Annotated in this window: 15 protein-coding genes; 3 read left to right on the top strand and 12 right to left on the bottom strand. The window is 38.6% G+C overall.

Going from position 1 to position 17,087, the window contains the following annotated elements:
• Positions 1 to 10 precede the first annotated feature (10 nt).
• The 8 genes from GM418_RS17180 to GM418_RS17145 form a co-directional block, all read right to left on the bottom strand.
• Positions 11 to 511: a DUF3341 domain-containing protein gene (locus GM418_RS17180; protein ID WP_158868486.1), complete on the bottom strand. Its 501-nt coding sequence runs from the start codon at positions 509 to 511 to the stop codon at positions 11 to 13.
• Positions 504 to 1,889, bottom strand: coding sequence for an NrfD/PsrC family molybdoenzyme membrane anchor subunit (gene nrfD / locus GM418_RS17175; RefSeq protein WP_158868485.1), 1,386 nt, complete (start codon positions 1,887 to 1,889; stop codon positions 504 to 506). The genes GM418_RS17180 and nrfD overlap by 8 nt, the downstream gene beginning before the upstream one ends.
• Positions 1,890 to 1,899: 10 nt before the next feature.
• Complete coding sequence (locus GM418_RS17170) at positions 1,900 to 4,842, bottom strand: TAT-variant-translocated molybdopterin oxidoreductase (RefSeq protein ID WP_158868484.1); 2,943 nt, start codon at positions 4,840 to 4,842, stop codon at positions 1,900 to 1,902.
• A 33-nt stretch (positions 4,843 to 4,875) separates the two neighbouring features.
• Positions 4,876 to 6,207, bottom strand: coding sequence for a cytochrome c3 family protein (locus tag GM418_RS17165; RefSeq protein ID WP_158868483.1), 1,332 nt, complete (start codon positions 6,205 to 6,207; stop codon positions 4,876 to 4,878).
• A gap of 301 nt (positions 6,208 to 6,508) precedes the next feature.
• On the bottom strand, positions 6,509 to 7,639 hold the full coding sequence (locus GM418_RS17160) for an AI-2E family transporter (RefSeq protein WP_158868482.1): 1,131 nt from the start codon (positions 7,637 to 7,639) through the stop codon (positions 6,509 to 6,511).
• A gap of 176 nt (positions 7,640 to 7,815) precedes the next feature.
• Positions 7,816 to 8,739, bottom strand: coding sequence for a methyltransferase domain-containing protein (locus tag GM418_RS17155; RefSeq protein ID WP_158868481.1), 924 nt, complete (start codon positions 8,737 to 8,739; stop codon positions 7,816 to 7,818).
• Positions 8,736 to 10,310 (bottom strand): asparagine synthase-related protein, encoded by a 1,575-nt coding sequence (locus GM418_RS17150; RefSeq protein ID WP_158868480.1) that lies wholly within the window; start codon positions 10,308 to 10,310, stop codon positions 8,736 to 8,738. The genes GM418_RS17155 and GM418_RS17150 overlap by 4 nt, the downstream gene beginning before the upstream one ends.
• On the bottom strand, positions 10,301 to 11,644 hold the full coding sequence (locus tag GM418_RS17145; protein WP_158868479.1) for an oligosaccharide flippase family protein: 1,344 nt from the start codon (positions 11,642 to 11,644) through the stop codon (positions 10,301 to 10,303). The genes GM418_RS17150 and GM418_RS17145 overlap by 10 nt, the downstream gene beginning before the upstream one ends.
• Positions 11,645 to 11,801: 157 nt before the next feature.
• On the opposite strand from GM418_RS17145, the gene GM418_RS17140 reads away from it, so the two are divergent.
• From GM418_RS17140 to GM418_RS17130, 3 genes are all read left to right on the top strand, one after another.
• Positions 11,802 to 12,524: a DNA alkylation repair protein gene (locus GM418_RS17140; RefSeq protein ID WP_158868478.1), complete on the top strand. Its 723-nt coding sequence runs from the start codon at positions 11,802 to 11,804 to the stop codon at positions 12,522 to 12,524.
• A gap of 102 nt (positions 12,525 to 12,626) precedes the next feature.
• Positions 12,627 to 13,394: a Bax inhibitor-1/YccA family protein gene (locus GM418_RS17135; RefSeq protein WP_158868477.1), complete on the top strand. Its 768-nt coding sequence runs from the start codon at positions 12,627 to 12,629 to the stop codon at positions 13,392 to 13,394.
• 654 nt (positions 13,395 to 14,048) lie between these two features.
• Complete coding sequence (locus GM418_RS17130) at positions 14,049 to 14,564, top strand: hypothetical protein (RefSeq protein WP_158868476.1); 516 nt, start codon at positions 14,049 to 14,051, stop codon at positions 14,562 to 14,564.
• Between the two features lie 104 nt (positions 14,565 to 14,668).
• Here GM418_RS17130 and GM418_RS17125 read toward each other — a convergent pair whose 3' ends face one another.
• From GM418_RS17125 to porV, 4 genes are read right to left on the bottom strand one after another with little or no spacing between them, the layout of a single operon-like run.
• Positions 14,669 to 15,004, bottom strand: a complete 336-nt coding sequence (locus tag GM418_RS17125) for a thioredoxin family protein (protein ID WP_158868475.1) — start codon at positions 15,002 to 15,004, stop codon at positions 14,669 to 14,671.
• Positions 15,005 to 15,022: 18 nt separating this feature from the next.
• Positions 15,023 to 15,391, bottom strand: a complete 369-nt coding sequence (locus GM418_RS17120) for a CoA-binding protein (protein WP_158868474.1) — start codon at positions 15,389 to 15,391, stop codon at positions 15,023 to 15,025.
• Positions 15,381 to 15,872: a 2-C-methyl-D-erythritol 2,4-cyclodiphosphate synthase gene (gene ispF, locus GM418_RS17115; protein WP_158868473.1), complete on the bottom strand. Its 492-nt coding sequence runs from the start codon at positions 15,870 to 15,872 to the stop codon at positions 15,381 to 15,383. Before ispF ends, GM418_RS17120 begins: the two co-directional genes overlap by 11 nt.
• Before the next feature lie 7 nt (positions 15,873 to 15,879).
• On the bottom strand, positions 15,880 to 17,058 hold the full coding sequence (gene porV / locus GM418_RS17110) for a type IX secretion system outer membrane channel protein PorV (RefSeq protein ID WP_158868472.1): 1,179 nt from the start codon (positions 17,056 to 17,058) through the stop codon (positions 15,880 to 15,882).
• Positions 17,059 to 17,087: the final 29 nt, after the last annotated feature.

Below are 17,087 nucleotides of genomic sequence, written 5' to 3'. Positions count from 1 at the left end.
TCAATAAAAGTTATTCAATTTTTCCGTGCTCTTTAATAATTGAATCTATCTCTGCGGCATTTTCTCCCAGACTATCTTTATCCAGTACCATCACAAATTTATCGTCAGTCGCCCGCTCATGAAAAATCTCCGCCTTTTTTCCGGGAAAGATTTTCGCCCGCACAGAGAAAGTAAAAAGTGTAAGCAAAGTAATGGAAAGAATAGTGGCCACAATGGTAACCACAATAAATGAAGGAAATGAATTAAATGGTTTTCCTCCATACTGAAGAGGCCAGTCGATAACCGCAGCATAATAAAGAAAGCCTAAAATACCAAGCGCCGCAAACAAACCATAAAAAAATGCAGCATGCGTAATCCTTGTTTTTTTCTCCATCCCCTCCAAAATTTCATGAATAGGATAAGGAGTATACACTTCAACGGGTAAAATGCCTCTGGCTTTTACTTTTTCAAAGGCCTCAACAAGACTGTCTTCGTCGTTAAAAACACCCAACATATACTTCTCTTTATTCATGACCGGCATGTTTTAAGTGATCTTTGCGTGGCTTATTAAACTTGGCCACACTTTTAATTTCAGAAATGGCAATAATCGGGATAAAGCGAAAAAACAATAGAACACCAGCGATAAACATTCCCAATGTTCCTACAAAAAATCCAACTTCAACCCAGCTCGGTGAATAGGTTGCCCAGTTTGCAGGCAAATAATCATGGCTCAGCGAAGTAATTACAATATTGAACCTTTCAAACCACATTCCAATGTTGATAATGATAGAAATTACAAAAACCATCCACATTTTCTGGCGTACTTTTTTGAACCAAAACAACTGCGGAACAATAGCATTGGAAATAAACATGGCCCAAAACTGAAAAGCATATTCACCAAAAATCCTGTTTTTGAAAAAGGTATATATCTCATATTCAGAACCTGAATACCAGGCTAAAAATATTTCTGTCATATAAGCAGTTCCCATTATCAGTGAAATAAAAATCAGAATCCGGCAAACTGCATCGATATGAGAATCAGTAACAAAATCATTTAATTTATATAAAACCCGCATCAGCACAACTAGGGTCAGCACCATGGCAAAACCAGAGAAAATTGCCCCTACAACAAAATAGGGTGGAAAAATAGTTGTGTGCCAGCCCGGTTCAACCGAAACGGCAAAGTCGGTTGATACAATGGAGTGAACGGATACTACCAGTACCGCAGCAATTCCCCCCAGAACAAAACTCAAACCTTCAAAACGTAACCATTCTTTGCTCGAGCCGGTCCATCCAAACGAGAAAAAACCATAAACCGCTTTTTTAATTTTTGATTTTGTGGTATCGCGAATCGTTGCAAAATCAGGAACCATCCCAAAATACCAGAAACTTGCTGAGATAAGCAGATAAGCCGAAATTGCAACAAAGTCCCAGAAAAGCGGCGAATTAAAATTCACCCAAAGCGGACCCCGCGTATTTGGATATGGAAAAATATAGAAAAACAACCAGGGTCGTCCCATATGGAGTAAAGGAAATAAACTTGCGCAAAAAACAGCCACAACGGTCATTGCTTCTGCAGCCCGGTTAATCGCGGTACGCCATTTCTGCCTTAAAATCAACAGAAAAATGGAAAACGCGGTACCGGCATGTCCGATTCCAATCCACCACACAAAATTAATGATGGCCCAGCCCCAGGCAATGGAGTTATTTACTCCCCAGGTTCCAATCCCTTTTGTAACCGTAATATATTTGGCATATAAGCCAAATCCAAACATCCCCAAACTAATTAAAAATGCGGCATACCACCAAAGCGGTGTTTTATCGTTAATAGGAGCCGTAATCTCCCGCGAAATCTGCGAAAAACTTTTATCGCCATCTATTAATTTACCGCGTACCTCTGTTTTATACATAGGCTTTTATTTAAGCTTTTTTGTTTCTTACTTTTGTCAAATATCCTACTGAAGGAAGTGTGTGAAGCTCTTCAAGCAAATGATAGTTTCTTTCGTTCTTAAACAATTTGGAAATTTTACTTTCCGGATTGTTTAAATCGCCAAAAACGAGTGCATTACCCGGACAAGACTGGACACAAGCCGGCTGAATTTCGCCATCTTCAATCGGACGGCCATCCACTTTTGCCTGCGCCTTTTTCTCCTGAATCCGCTGAACACAGAAAGAACATTTTTCTACTACACCACGTGAACGCACTGTTACATCAGGATTCAATACCATTCTTCCCAACTCGCTGTTTGATGCATAATCAAACTCATCATTGTTGATGTACTGAAACCAGTTAAAGCGACGAACTCTGTACGGACAGTTATTCACACAATATTTTGTTCCTACGCAACGGTTGTAGGCCATTTGATTTAATCCTTCCTCGCTGTGCGGTGTAGCTGATACCGGACACACATTTTCGCAAGGTGCGTTATCGCAATGCTGACACATTACCGGCTGGTGATATACTTCAGGGTTTTCAGCATCGTTTGAAAAGTAGCGGTCTACCCTTATCCAGTGCATAATCCGGCGATTTCGAACCTGTTCCTTCCCAATCACCTGAATATTGTTTTCAGCCTGACAGGAAATTGTGCAGTTTCCGCAACCGATACATGAACTCAAATCAACAGCCATCCCCCAATGATGCCCTTTAAACTCAGGCTCCGGGTAGAGTGTAACGTGGTGGTCTTCCACCTCCTCATGTTTTTCGTTACCTGAAGCCGGATCGATCTTCCACTCATCATAAGTTGTTTCGCGAACAATCGGTCTTCCTTCCATGGAATGATGAGTTTGTGAAAGCGCCAGTTTGTAACTCTTCTCCGTTTTTACCACTTCAGCTCCTGTAAGCCAGAATTTTTTTGCGCCATTTTCGACAACTGTTTGGGCAAACATATTTTTACCCACTCCTTCACCTACCTTCCCGGCAACCAGACGTCCGTAGCCCAACGCAACAGAAATCGTATCGGGCGCCTGTCCCGGTTGCACAAAAACAGGTAATTCAACACCATTAACCGTGATAACACTTTCGTTGGCAACTCCGTTTTCTTCTGCCCATTTTACCGGCACAGCAGCAAAATTATCCCAGCTAATTTTAGCAATAGGATCGGGTAATTCCTGTAGCCACGGATTGTTGGCAAAGCTGCCGTTCACCATTCCCATGTTCTCATAAAATGCAATTTCCCAACCTGTCGATGCAGGTTGGATTGCAGAAAGTGCATTTTCTAATCCATTTTCACTGTAACTTATATTTTGAGAGATTTCCTGTTCTGATTCAAAAACTCCTTTTTGCAGGGCGTCATTCCAAAACATTTGCGTATTTGCAAATTCATCTTGCTGAGCAAATATTTCATTCTCCCAATTGTTTTTCAGAAACGTGTAAAAATCGGGAGACTCCGTCCCACTCCATCTCGCCAACGACTCCTGTGGCTGCCGGCTGTCGAACAATTTTGGAATGGTAGGCTGCGCCAAACTGTATACCCCTGATTTGGGTTCAGCATCGTTCCATGCTTCCAGATAATGTGGTTCAGGGCAAACAAACTGACAGGCAACAGTTGTTTCATCCTTTCTGTCAGCAAAAGAAACCGACAGAAAAATATTTTCCAGGGCCGTTTTTATCGTTTCTCCTTTGGGGTGATTGTACACCGGATTTACTCCCCAACACAAAACTCCGGAAACATTGCCTGAGTTCAGTTCAGAGAGAAAAGACTCGAACTCATCATCCAGTCCCTGGCGGGTATTTAATGTTTTTTTCAGGGAAATAGCGGAGCCATAATTCCCTAATAAATTATTTATTGCATTTACAATAATTTGCACATTCTCGTCATTACTGCCCGAAACCACCAGCGATTCTCCTTCATTTTCAATTAAGTCTTCAACCAGGCCGGATAAATCAACCGAAGATTTTTGACCAGACACTGGTGCCATACCTTTTGCGGAGAGCAACTGATTATACAAATCGGCAATAATTACAGCTTCTTCTGAAGGTTTAACCGGAAAACGCACATCTGCATTCGAACCGGTTACAGTCATCCCTGTTTCGAATTGGTAGTGACGATTCATTTCGTCCGAAGCTTCCAAAACCCTTCTTCCGGCAGTATAAGCCTTTGTATATTCCACCGGCGAAAGCCACGTTCCGAGAAAATCGGCACCAAAACTTACAATTACCTTTGCTTTTTCAAAATGGTAATCCGGAAGGAAAGCCTTTCCAAAACTTGCCTGATTCGCCTTTAAAATTCCTGTTGCCGATACAGCATCATATTGCAGCCACTCAGCATTTGGATATTCTTTAAGAAATTCACCAATTACCTTTTTTGTTGAAGGAGATATAATGGTTGAGGTCAATAAAACCACTTTTCTGTTTTCGGCTTTTAATTCCGCAAGTTTCTGAACGATTTCAGCATCCACTTCTTCCCAGGCAGTTGCACTTCTTTGTTTTAGAGGAGTTTTAAACCGCGCGTCATCGTATAAGTTCAGAACCGAAGCCTGCACCCGTGCTGTGGTTCCCTGTTGAGAAACAGAAGACAAATTATTTCCTTCAATCTTTATCGGACGGCCATCACGTACTTTCACCAATACACTGCAATATTCATTTGCATCAAAATAGGTTGATGCATAATAATTGGCCATCCCTGGAGTAACTTCCTCGGGCTTTATCAGATAGGGAATTGCTTTATCAATCGGTTTTTTACAACTCGCAACAACCGCCGCTGCTGCAACGCTAAAACCAAAAGTTTTCAGGAAATCGCGCCTCGACGAAGCCGACTCTTTTTTGAACAACTCCCTTTTGGTGTCGACTTCAAGCTTTAGCTCGTTCTTTTTAAATGCTACCGGATCTTTTAATTCGTCTAAACTTCTCCAATATTTTACCATAGTCTGAACTTACAAACTTTTGTTTTTACAATTTTAATAGTGACAACGCATACAATCGTTAGCGCCAATATCCTCGGCGGTTATGGTATCAATTCTTCCCGCCTTCAAATCTTCATGTAATTTGATATATTGATCGTAATAGTCATTCTCTTCAAAATTCACCTGTGTTTCCCTGTGGCAATTGATACACCATCCCATCGAAAGGTCGCTGTGCTGACGCATAATATCCATTTCTTCAACCGGACCATGACAGGTTGCACAGTCGAGTTGTGCAGAGCCAACATGCACGGCGTGGCTAAAGAACACATGATCAGGGAGATTGTGGATGCGTGTCCATTCGATCGGCTGCCCCGTTTCATTGGCCTCCACAACTTTGGAAATTTCAAATTTCCCACTGTTTGTACCTTCCCGGATAATAATATGACAATTCATACAAAGATTGGCCGCAGGAATCCCTGCAGATTTTCCCTGCTCAACAGTAGTATGACAATACATACAGTCAATCCCATTTTCGCCTACATGTACAGCATGTGAGAATTTTACCGGCTGATCGGGAGCGTAATTTTCCTGACGTCCCAGACGAATAGCATCCGTTACTATCATTTTTATTTGCCAGCCAAATGCTCCGATAAGCAGAATAACAGGAATAAACTTCCACTTTATTTTTTTAAGGAAAATTAATTCGATGATTGCCCAGGTCAGTAACAAACCTAAAAATAAAAACAGAATTAAATTATTGTAACTGGGTTTCGAAGTACCTGGCCCTTCCGCTGCCATATTATCCAAAAACGATTTTACTGTCCGCAGATCGTCTTCGGTTAATTCAAAATTTTGATGTGACGCTTGTATTTTAACTCCGGTTGGATTCATAACTGCATTTTGAAAAGCAGCAAAATCCATATGTGCATATTTTACGGCGATATCGTGCGCTGAAGGATTCCAGTTTAGCGTATCAACCTGCCGGATGTTATGGCATGAAACACAGGATTGACTTTCACTTCTGAAAGGTAAAAGCCCGCGAAAAAAACGCTCTCCTCTTTTTACTTCATCAATTTCATGCCCTTCTGACACAGCGTGATCAATTTCACCGGGAGTTGCAGTAGTTTCTTCATGCCCGGAAGCAGCACTATCAGTCTCTGATAAATGAGCACTGTCCTTTTCCGGAATTATTGCCTCATTTTCAGAATTTTGACTCCCCGTGGTGTCGTCTGGTTGTTCAGCAACCGTACTACTTTCCAAAACCAAAGCGGAATCATCCTGTGAATAAGCAAATTTTACATAAAAAAAAGGAATAATTAAAACAACAAGAAGAATACGAAAGGATACTTTTTTTGTACCTAATCTCCCACGAAAAAAATTTCTCATTCTGTCCAGTTTAGCATTAAAACAAAGGCCTGTCCAATAAAACATAAGATTTAACAAACTACATCTGCAAAGGTTTCAGAAAAAGCCTAAAAACTTGTAGAAAAGATAATTAAAATCAGGATTCTTTTCAAATTAAATGAACATTAATTTAAAATAAACTTACTCCAAAACCAACAAATGTTTACATAATATCAAACTCATCAGATCATCTTTTCTGAATTTCAACAAATTCAACAATTGAATAAAAAAAAGGGAGTGGCAAATTAACAGGAAATAAAATTTACAATTTTAAACTCTACCTTTATTCAACATTTTTTTCGTTTTCTAATTTCTCAGTAAGTTTCCTCACCAGTTTCAGGTTATCAAAGAACTCTTTGGCGATAACCCTGAGAATTGTATAAACCGGAATTGCCAGGATCATTCCTAAAATTCCTGCAAGGCTTCCCGCCGCCATGATCACCAAAAAAATTTCAAGAGGATGTGCTTTTACGCTGCTGGAATAAATTAGCGGCTGAAATAATACATTATCGATAACCTGAACAGAGGCGAAAACAATGGTCATAAATCCTAATAATGGTAGCGTATGGCTCATAAAATCGGCATTTATATTCAGCGCTGCACCAATAAGCAGACCAACTGCAGCTCCCATCCATGGCCCCAGATAAGGAATTACGTTAAACATTCCGCAAAATAAACCAATTACAACGGCGTGATTAAATTCAATTCCGACAATGGTTAATCCCAGGGTATCGAGCAACATGACCATAAAAACTTCGAAAAGTAAGCCAATAAAATAACGTCGCAATAAATGGGAAATAGAGTCCATTATATGTGCCACCTTCTCTTCCATTTCTGTTGGAACGATAAGCAAAACGCCCTCGCGAAACATATTTTTCTCTTTCAGAAAAAAGAAGGTAATAAAGGAAACGGAAAAAAAAGCAATTAAAAGTTCACCCAGCGTACCTGCCACAACTCCAAAAATATTGGAGAGCCTCGATACATCTATCTCCGAAGTCAACTGTTCTGTCAGTACATCCATAAATGTTTTGTTCTCCAAAGAAAGTGTATTGCTACCGGTAAGCTCAAGTAAATGTGAGATTGGCTCTTCAATGGAATTGATCAGCGCTTCCAGATCGATTTGTGAAAGTGTTTCAACTTCACTGATTAGAAGCGGGATGATAAACCTAAAAAAGGAAATAAAAACAATCCATAACACAACCAGAGTTAAAAATGCAGCCAAACCTTTGGAAATTCTGATGTTTTTAATGTGAATCCCGCTCAGCCACCGCACAAGCGGACGACCAATAAAAGAAAGAACAACCGAAATAAGCACATAAGTAACGATTGCACTAAAATACCAAATCAAAAAAACGGTAAATATTCCGCCAACTATAAATAAAATATTCCGGGTTCTGCCTTTTAGTTGAATCATTTGATTTCGATTTTAAACAAATATAAAGCAAGAAAAACTTACTTCAAATCATTCGTATTGAAAGTATACTGCTATGCCGTGTAAGCCAAAAAAACTGTTCCAACAACGCGAGTATCACAGCACAATAAAAAATAAGATTTCGAACATGTAGTCAACGCCACTACCAAAAATATTTTTTACTTTACCTTCTTTTCCCACTTCGCCAAAATACGCAGAGGAGCGTTATAAATTAAATTCAATACCTGATCCATCTTCTTCCAGCACCAAAAATTAAAAAACTTTAAAAAACCATGCATTCGTAAATGTACAGGAATTTTGTTTCCAAACGTAAAAGACTCATATGACTCCAAATCAGCAGCTTTGTATAAATCTTTTAATATTCTTTCATCAAAAGAATGAATATGTGCATGAAGTGGAGTTGGGTTATTACAGTGAACGCAAAGAGAATAACGAATTTTTTCCTTGTAAGGCGTTGTTACGATCAGGCTTCCTCCGGGTTTTAAAACGCGTATAAGATTCTCCACAAATTTTGCGGGATCAGCCACATGTTCAATAATCTCCGACGCAACGATGTAATCAAAAACATTCTCTTTAAATGGCAAAGAAAATACGTCGGCAACTACAGCGGCATGATTTTCAAAAGGGTATCTTTTCAATGCTTCTGAAGTATTTTCCAATGAAATATCCATGGAAACAACTTCACACCCCCGGGGACATAACTCTTTTGCCACCCATGCTTTACCACAGCCCACATCAAGTATTTTCCCTGATTTATTTTTTATTTGTGAAAGAATATATTCTCCCACTCTTTTATTCATATGTTCGGTTCCTCTATCACGCTCTTCAAAATAGTTAAATTCAACTCCATCCTTTTGGTAATGATCAATATAATTAAAATTGGTTTCCTGTTTTTGATGAATATCAGATTTTGAAAGGTCCTCCTCTTTATCCTGACGAAGAAGAACCGGAACATCATTCCGGATATTATATTTCTGCTTACAATTTTCGCAGACCAATACATTGGACTGCTCCATTATTTTCAAGTCGTGACTTTTGCAATAGATACAAAGCAAATCATTCTTCAAAACACTAATCATCATCTATTTGTCATTAATTGGTCCAAAAACTGCAGATACCACTGTATAATAAAACTATTGTAAGCATTAGGTTTTAGCGGTCTTTTATAAGAATACGTTTTGCCCGAACTCTTTAAATCCGTGGTGATTTCGCGGTAAAAAATATCATCCAAAAGCGGGTAATACATATTTTTCAAAAAAGCCGGAGAAATTTTTAAAACCAGTCTTTTCAAATTTGAAGGAGTTGAGGTTGGTCTCATGCTGTTTTTTAAATGAAAGTCTACCTTATGTGGTTTAAAAAATAGCTTTTCCAATGTTTTGTTGTAAAAACCAACTCCTAATTTTTGCTCAAACGGCAAATTCCGAAATAAATCAATAAAATCTTTATCAAACAACGGCATTAAAACTTCCACACCAAAGTAGAACCAGGCATGGTTGGCGTTACTTATAAATTTACACTGCCTTTCCTGAAAATCCCATTGCTCATATTTTTGCCAGGGCTCAGCCGCTTTATTTTCCAAAAAACATTCTCCAATATAGCCCCCAATATCTCTCAATTGACTGATATTTAGAGGATAAGAAGAACTGTATTTATTTATCATTTTCGAAAACAAATACCGGTTGTTTGCTGTTCTGACGTATGAATCAAGATGTGAGCCTGCAAAAAAATCGCCTGAATAACCTGGCATTGCTATCGTTTTTGTCGTTATCATTTTGTTTTTCTGCAAATAACCGATAGCAAAATAATCCTGTAAAAAAGGCATCGATGAAATATGACCGGCAAACTCCGCATAGTTCAGAAACTGTTGCGTTTTTGAGAATCCAGAGATAACATCCTCGTTGTATTCAATAAAAACATGTGAATACCCCAGCTGTTTTGCCACTTTTTCTGCCGGTTCGACTTCCACATTTCCTTTTCGTCCCCAGGTTGCACAAAGAACATTTTTATGCCCAAATTCCTTTAACAAACAAGCCAGGAGTCTAGAATCATAACCTCCGGTTAGCGGAAGCAATACCTGTTTATTTTTAAAAAAATCAGAATATCTTTCAAACAAAGACAAAATGGATTGATGTAGTTTTTCTTCCTCAACTTTTCTATCCAAAATATCACCCACTACATCAAAAAATGACATGTTAGTCACCCGACCATTTTCGAAAACAACAATCTCTCCCGGATTTACCTGGTATATTTGTTTAACAAGTGTGTTGTTATTGGGTGTTACACCAAACAATAAAAAATAGTTTTTTGAAAACGAATCTATTTCCGGAGTTGAAAACTCTTTTACCAATAAATACGGATCATCCGAAACAGCTATCTCATTTCCATTCTGAAAATAAAAAAGAGGATAACTCCAGGTATGACTGCAAACCAGCCAAACCTCAGAATCTTTTTTTACAACTATTGAAAACTGTCCGTTAAGTTGAGTTAAAAACTTTTTTATGTTTTCAACAGAAGCCGAATGCTGCGATATCAATCTTCGAAAGCCTTCCCCTGAAATATACTCTCCGTTCAACCAGGTAAAACCGCAAACCGAAATTCCTCCGTCGGAAGTCCAGCTATATTTCTCAAGGGTGATTTTTGGCCTTACATCCATATTCTGAGTAAAATTAAAGGAAGTAAAATTACAATCAAGATTTTAAAAACGAATTTCATTATGTCACCAGGTTTTACCCCCGCCAGTTTTAGCGAATAGGCTCCAAGCGCAACAAAAAATACAAAACCGGTGAAACTGTATAAGCCTATTGCCCACGAAATATCTTTTAAAATTATTCCTCCAATTAACAAACCGGCAATTCGGAAAGCCATTAAAAGAATATTGAAAAACATTGAAATTTTCTGTTTCTCCATTACTATCATTATTGCCGACAGCGGTGAGATCAACATAACAACAAATAACCAGGGTGCAATAAGTTGCGCCAAAAAACCTGAAAACTCCCATTCTGCCCCAAAAACCACCCGGAAAATAGCTTGCCCCCACAAGGTCATTACGGTAAAGGGAATTATTCCTATTAAAAATTGCTTTTTAAAAAGCGAAAAAGTAAGCCGGCTCAGATCTGAAACATTATTTTTTAACGACCGGGCCTTTTGTATATAAACACGCGAAACAGAAGTACTTAATAATTGAACCGGAGTACTTACATACCGGTGCGGAAAAGAATATAAGCCAAGTATTGTACTGCCAAAAAAAGGCTTAATCAGAAACACAGGCAACTGACTACTTAAAAAGTTAAAGATCTCGGAAGCAACGGAAAATTTTGGAAAATTAATATACCTTCTTCCATAATTCCGTTCTTCTTTTGTAAAAAGAAATTTACGATTCCATTGTGCCTCCGGAATCATTCGCGCATAAACAAAATAAATCAGCAGTTGCGCCAAAAAAGCGCCCATAAATAATCCGGTCTCAGGAAAGGCAAAAAACAAACACTGCAATATTCCTGTGGTAAGTGAGCGGGTGATTTCCAGAAAAGAAAGTTTTTTAAATTGTTTGTTACTAATTAAAACATTACGTAAAAGTTGCACGGCAGCAAAAAAGAAAGAATACAGAGGGATAAGTACCAATTGCAAAACCGAAGTTATCAGCTCAACTCCTTCAACCAGAATATAAACAAAAATTCCAAGCGCTGCAACAACATTAACAAGCACATTGATTTTCTGAGCCAACCAAAAGATATGTCTCTTTTCCGTTTTTGTTTCTGCCAGAATGATTGCATTTTCATACTTCCCCGTGGAAATTATTGAAAGTGTGGAAGCAATTGTAATATACAGGACAAAAAGTCCAAAATTCTCAGGAGAATAAATCCGGACAATTATTAAAGCAAAAAGCGCCGGAAATAACCGAGCCAGAAACATTCCTGAAAAAAGGCTCAGAATATTTCGGTAAAACTCGCTTTGAAATACTTTATTAATCGACTCTCGCAGGGCAGGCATGTATTTTATTTAAGCTGTGTAAAAATAGAAAATAGAATCGGACTTAAAAACGGACGGGAAATGAAAAACCCAACAAAAAAATTTACATAGTGAGAGTTTATCTCATTCATAAAATTAAAACAATTAATAATCTTTATTTTTGGAAAAATTTTTTTTCATGGATTTTATTCTCGACAATCAGGAAACCGAACAAAAATTTCAAAAATTATTGTCTCTCATCAAATCGCGAAAAAACGGTGATGTTTCTGTGATGATGAGCCAAAAAGGATTAAAATACAAATTAAACTGGGGCGTTTCGCTGATTGAACTAAGGGAAATTGCCAAACAATTTGAATCCGACCATTTACTTGCTTTAAAACTCTGGAACAAACAGTGGCGCGAAACCATGATTCTGGCCTCCCTGCTTGATGAGCCCGAAAAGGTAACAGAAGAACAAATGGATTACTGGACCAAAAGTTTTGAGAACACAGAAATAGCCGAACAGGTGTCAGCCAATCTTTGGGTAAAATGCAAATTTGCTTTTGTAAAAGCATTGGAGTGGTGCCGGGGAAAAAAATACCTGGTTCATTTTACCGGAATTCATTTAATGAGCAGACTCGCTGTAACAGAAAAAAATGCTATCGACGAGATGTTTGAGCCTTTTTATGCTGAATTGGAAGTACTGGCGCGAAACACAAAACTCCACACCATTATTTACCGCTCGGTAATTGCTTTGGGTAGTCGTTCGGCGTTATTAAATACACAAAGTGTAGAACTCGCTCTTCAAATGCAGCAAAGCGACTTTGAAGACACTGTCAAACTGGGGGAAACACTTTACGAAGAACTAACCAGCCCTTATTTTAAGGAGATCGGGAAAACAAATCCAAATAAAAATTTGTAATAATACCTGAAAAGCTGTCAGTATTTTACTTCTGGCAGATTTTTTGAATTGTGTAACAACTGGTTTATATTGAAATTTTGAAAACATTTAAACAAACAGAAAATGAACTTATCAAAAACATCAAATCCGGTTTTTAAAGAGAGGGTTTTTAGCCGGGGATATTCATCGGCATCAGATGTTATGACGGTGAACGGAACAATAAACAAAACCGCTCTGATGTTACTTTTGGTGGTAGCAGCTGCCGTTTTCACCTGGAATAAATTTTTTGACGTTGCCAACATTAATCCGGAGGCTGGATTTTCAGCTGTCGCACCATGGCTGGCCATTGGAGGAATTGGCGGATTTATAACGGTTCTAATCACTGTGTTCCGTCCGCAAAGTTCGGGAATTTCAGCACCGATTTATGCCGTTTTCGAAGGACTCTTTCTGGGCGGTATTTCTGCTTTTTTTGAAATGCAATACAACGGAATCGTAATGCGGGCCGTTGCACTAACACTGGCCGTTTTTGCTGCGATGCTGTTTTTCTACCGCTCGGGGATTATTAAAGTAACAAAAAAATTTATGTTGGGAGTTTTCGCTGCAACAGCCGGAATTGCGCTGGTTTATTTTGTAAGTTTTATCGCCGGACTTTTTGGCGCCAACCTTGGCTTTTTGTATGGAAGCAGTAATTTCAGCATCGGTTTTAGTTTGGTGGTAGTTGCTATTGCAGCGCTCAACCTGGTGCTCGATTTCTCTTTTATTGAACGGGCCGCCGGATCAGGAGCTCCAAAATACATGGAATGGTACGGCGCATTTGGCTTGATGGTAACTTTAATTTGGTTGTATCTCGAAATATTAAGGTTGCTGGCTAAAGTGGCCAACCGGAATTAAAAAATATCTAATATGAGAAAAATGGATATCCATGAGTTAATACTCAGGTATCCATTTTTCATTTTCTGGTTACCTTGTGTTGCACCAGTTTTTTTTTGCACTTTTCAGACACGGTAACATTACACAGCTTTTGTTAGGGTTGAAAAATGACACTTAAAAATAAAAAAACGATACCATGCCAGCCCCAAAAACATTCTTCACTTATAGTCGGCGATGAACACAAAATAATGGAACAATTTTCCAATCTGTAAACTGATATCAGGAAGATATGAGTTATAAGATTTTATATACCGATTAGTTTTCAGAGCTGAAAAAAACATTGTTTCGAGCATTAACAATACATCCAGACTTCAATTATGAAATAATTAAAAAATGAGTTGAGATAAAAAACGATGTATATTTGGTGCTAAAACGCCCAGCCTTATAAACCGTTTTTATTATTATATAAGAACTTCTCCGGCTAAAAGCGTCTTTATTAAGGTCGCTTTATCTGCCGGAAACTTTCTCCTTCCCTTGTATGAAAGTGAACCGGAAATGGTAGATGTGAGACTTATTTACCCCAAACGAATTTTTATAAACAAAAATTCGTTTTCAAACAAACACTTGTTTATTTTGCCATTAACAAATCAAATATAAATAACCAAATCAAAAAATATGGATACTGAAAATCAGCAAGCAAAGCAAACACTCGCAGAAAAATCCCGGATCATAAACGAAGTAAAAACACTGGAAATAACAGACGAGGTAAGCACCTACATGAATGAAGCCGGAAAATGGGGGAAATTTCTGGCTATTCTGGGTTTTGTTTTTATGGGGCTGCTCGTTGCAGGCGGATTTGTAATGAGCATCGTTTTTGCTCTTATTCCCACAGAAAATTTTGGCGGATTGCCTTTCCCCACATTTTTAATTGGTGTATTTTATCTGATTATAGGAGCCATTTATTTTCTACCGATCCTCTATTTATACCGCTTTTCAACAGGAATTAGAATGGCATTGTCGCTAAAAAATCAACGCCTGTTTTCAAAGGCGTTTTATAATCTGAAAGCACTTTATCGTTTTATCGGCATTTTTATGATTGTGATTTTTGCAATCTACCTACTGATGATTGTGATAATGATTTTTGCCGGACTGTTTGCAGGCTTCTCTAATTATACGGGGATGCAGGCTTAGCGACAAAAGAGAGACGCCGAAGCTGGAAAGCATAAAATCAGAAATAGCTGCCGCGTTATTGCAGGGTAACTAAGAAGAAAAGCAAGACGTGAGAAAGTGAAGTTTTATTCTGAAAAAATCATAAAATACGGCCGTGATATTTCACGCTGAAGTTCGCTGATCCCAATATTCCTGCTTTTACGGATAGTCTCCCGACCATCAAAAAAGACTAAAATTGTTGGAGCTGTAAAAATCTGGTTTTGTGCTGCAACATCGGGCAAAATATCCGATTTTACATACACCGGTTTTATTTTAGGAAATTCTTTGCTTACGAGTTCCGCTACTTTTGGTTTTAATACTTTACAAACATTACAGGCATCGGTTGAAAAATAGGCCAGCAAGGCTGGTTCCGTTTCCTTCAATTTTAAAAACTCGTCAAATGATTGAATTTCAATAAACATAGCCGTTTTTTTTAAAGTTCAATACTGCCCCGTGCTCAACAAAACCAAAGTACAGGCCTCAATGGCTTCAATTCCTTTTTCTCTGAGCTTTTGAGAAAACTCCACATTTTCGGTCCCGGGATTAAAAATTACCCGCTCAGGATGCAAAGAAAGAATCGGATCAACAAACTCAGGTTGGTTTTGTGGCCCGACATACATCGTTACTGTATGAATATTTTCCTTTTGCGAAGGAAAGCTGTTGACGAACTCAACATCAGCAACTTTTCCCATTCGTTTTGCCAAAGCAACCACATCGTTTTTGTGCCTGCGAAGCGATTGAATCGCCAAATTTGAGTAACGCACCGGATTGGTACTGGCACCGATAACCAAAGTCTTTTTATTTTCCACTGTCAGATTTTTTTACCAAAACTACGGCGCTGGAAGAAATTCCTTCTTCACGGCCTTCAAAACCTAATTTCTCTGTGGTTGTGGCTTTCACCGAAATCTGCTCTTCATCAATTTCCAGAACCTGAGCCATGGTTTTTTCCATATCAGGAATAAATGATTTCAGTTTTGGCTTTTGAGCACTTATTGTGGCATCAATATTTACAATTTCGAATCCCTTTCCCTTTACCAAATCATAAGACTTTTTTAAAAGGATTTTACTGTCTATATTTTTGAACTCGTTTGAGGTGTCAGGAAAATTTGTTCCAATATCACGCAACTTAAGTGCACCGAGCATCGCATCACAAATGGCATGAATTAGCACATCGCCATCGGAATGCGCTACCGTACCTTTATCGTGTGGAATTAAAATACCGCCAAGCCATAAGGTTTCTCCTTTGGCAAGGCAGTGTACGTCATATCCTTGTCCAATACGAAAACTCATAAGTTATCTATCGCTGATTTCCAAACGCATCAACATCAAAAGTGAGTGAAAAACGCAGCGTATTCTCCAGAGGATGGTTTCTTTGTGTCGGAATAAGGTACGAAAAATCGAGTGCAAAAACATTCATTTTTAAACCTGCACCGGCTGTAATAAATTTACGATTACCTTTATTTTCATGTTCGTAAAAATAACCTCCACGTATTGCAAACTGCTTGTTATACCAGTATTCAACACCTAAAGAAAGGTTAATCTCCTGCAACTCTTCAGAAAAACCACCTGGCGCATCACCAAACGATTTAAAAACACCTGAAATCACACCAATATCAGAGTTAATTCCACCGGGATAAATAACGTCTCCGGGATCGTAACTTGTGGTATCTTCGGGAGGTGTTGGCACCAACAATTTACTGGCTTCAAACACAAAACTAAATGAGTTATAATCGTCAACCTCAGTGGTATATGCTGCCCCCAATTTCAAGGTTGTGGGAATAAAATCTTTTGTAGCACCATCGTCGTACGAAATTTTAGCACCGATATTCTGAATATTAATACCCGCTGAAAAGATATTATCTTTTCCATTTGCTCTGAATTCATTATAAAGATAGAAAGCCACATCTGCGGCATACGAATTCCCTGCATGCGTTTGACCGGTTGATTCGTTGTACTGGCCATTTGTTAAATCAGAGCGGATGTAACGGACAGAAACTGCACCTGCAAAAATATCAGAAAGCTGACGCGTATATCCAAAATCCAATGCAAATTCATTTGGATTTGCGCTCATTCCCGGAGTTCCATATGCATCGCGAAACTGAATGCTTCCTAAAGAAAAATAACGCAGAGATGCACTTAAGGTTTGAACGTCATCCAGCTTTTTGTAACCTACAAGGTAGGCTAAATTAATATCGTCGACCAAAGCCCGCAGCCAGGGGGAATAAGACATACCAACCCCCATATCATTTTCAATAAAAGCGTATTTTGCCGGATTCCAGTGTTGTGAGTTTACATCAGGAGTAGTACCTACTCCGGCATCTCCCATCCCACCAGCCCTTGAATCAGGTGTTATCGACAAAAACGGGACAGCTGTTGTAATTGTATTCGCCCCGGAAGTGGTTGCCTGTCCACTTACATTTTCTGCCATAGTAATTGTAAGGGCGAAAATAAAAAGTAATCGTAACTGTTTGATCATAATATTTTTAAAATTGAGCGCTGCAAAGA

The organism is Maribellus comscasis, assembly GCF_009762775.1.
Classification (GTDB): Bacteria; Bacteroidota; Bacteroidia; order Bacteroidales; family Prolixibacteraceae; genus Draconibacterium; species Draconibacterium comscasis.
This window is presented reverse-complemented; position numbering and strand designations above follow the sequence as displayed.

What these genes read in the sequence shown, in the direction of transcription:
- GM418_RS17180 (WP_158868486.1), bottom strand. Translation starts at nt 511, where the DNA reads ATGAATAAAGAGAAGTATATGTTGGGTGTTTTTAACGACGAAGACAGT.
- nrfD (WP_158868485.1), bottom strand. Translation starts at nt 1,889, where the DNA reads ATGTATAAAACAGAGGTACGCGGTAAATTAATAGATGGCGATAAAAGT.
- GM418_RS17170 (WP_158868484.1), bottom strand. Translation starts at nt 4,842, where the DNA reads ATGGTAAAATATTGGAGAAGTTTAGACGAATTAAAAGATCCGGTAGCA.
- GM418_RS17165 (WP_158868483.1), bottom strand. Translation starts at nt 6,207, where the DNA reads ATGAGAAATTTTTTTCGTGGGAGATTAGGTACAAAAAAAGTATCCTTT.
- GM418_RS17160 (WP_158868482.1), bottom strand. Translation starts at nt 7,639, where the DNA reads ATGATTCAACTAAAAGGCAGAACCCGGAATATTTTATTTATAGTTGGC.
- GM418_RS17155 (WP_158868481.1), bottom strand. Translation starts at nt 8,739, where the DNA reads ATGATGATTAGTGTTTTGAAGAATGATTTGCTTTGTATCTATTGCAAA.
- GM418_RS17150 (WP_158868480.1), bottom strand. Translation starts at nt 10,310, where the DNA reads ATGGATGTAAGGCCAAAAATCACCCTTGAGAAATATAGCTGGACTTCC.
- GM418_RS17145 (WP_158868479.1), bottom strand. Translation starts at nt 11,644, where the DNA reads ATGCCTGCCCTGCGAGAGTCGATTAATAAAGTATTTCAAAGCGAGTTT.
- GM418_RS17140 (WP_158868478.1), top strand. Translation starts at nt 11,802, where the DNA reads ATGGATTTTATTCTCGACAATCAGGAAACCGAACAAAAATTTCAAAAA.
- GM418_RS17135 (WP_158868477.1), top strand. Translation starts at nt 12,627, where the DNA reads ATGAACTTATCAAAAACATCAAATCCGGTTTTTAAAGAGAGGGTTTTT.
- GM418_RS17130 (WP_158868476.1), top strand. Translation starts at nt 14,049, where the DNA reads ATGGATACTGAAAATCAGCAAGCAAAGCAAACACTCGCAGAAAAATCC.
- GM418_RS17125 (WP_158868475.1), bottom strand. Translation starts at nt 15,004, where the DNA reads ATGTTTATTGAAATTCAATCATTTGACGAGTTTTTAAAATTGAAGGAA.
- ispF (WP_158868473.1), bottom strand. Translation starts at nt 15,872, where the DNA reads ATGAGTTTTCGTATTGGACAAGGATATGACGTACACTGCCTTGCCAAA.
- porV (WP_158868472.1), bottom strand. Translation starts at nt 17,058, where the DNA reads ATGATCAAACAGTTACGATTACTTTTTATTTTCGCCCTTACAATTACT.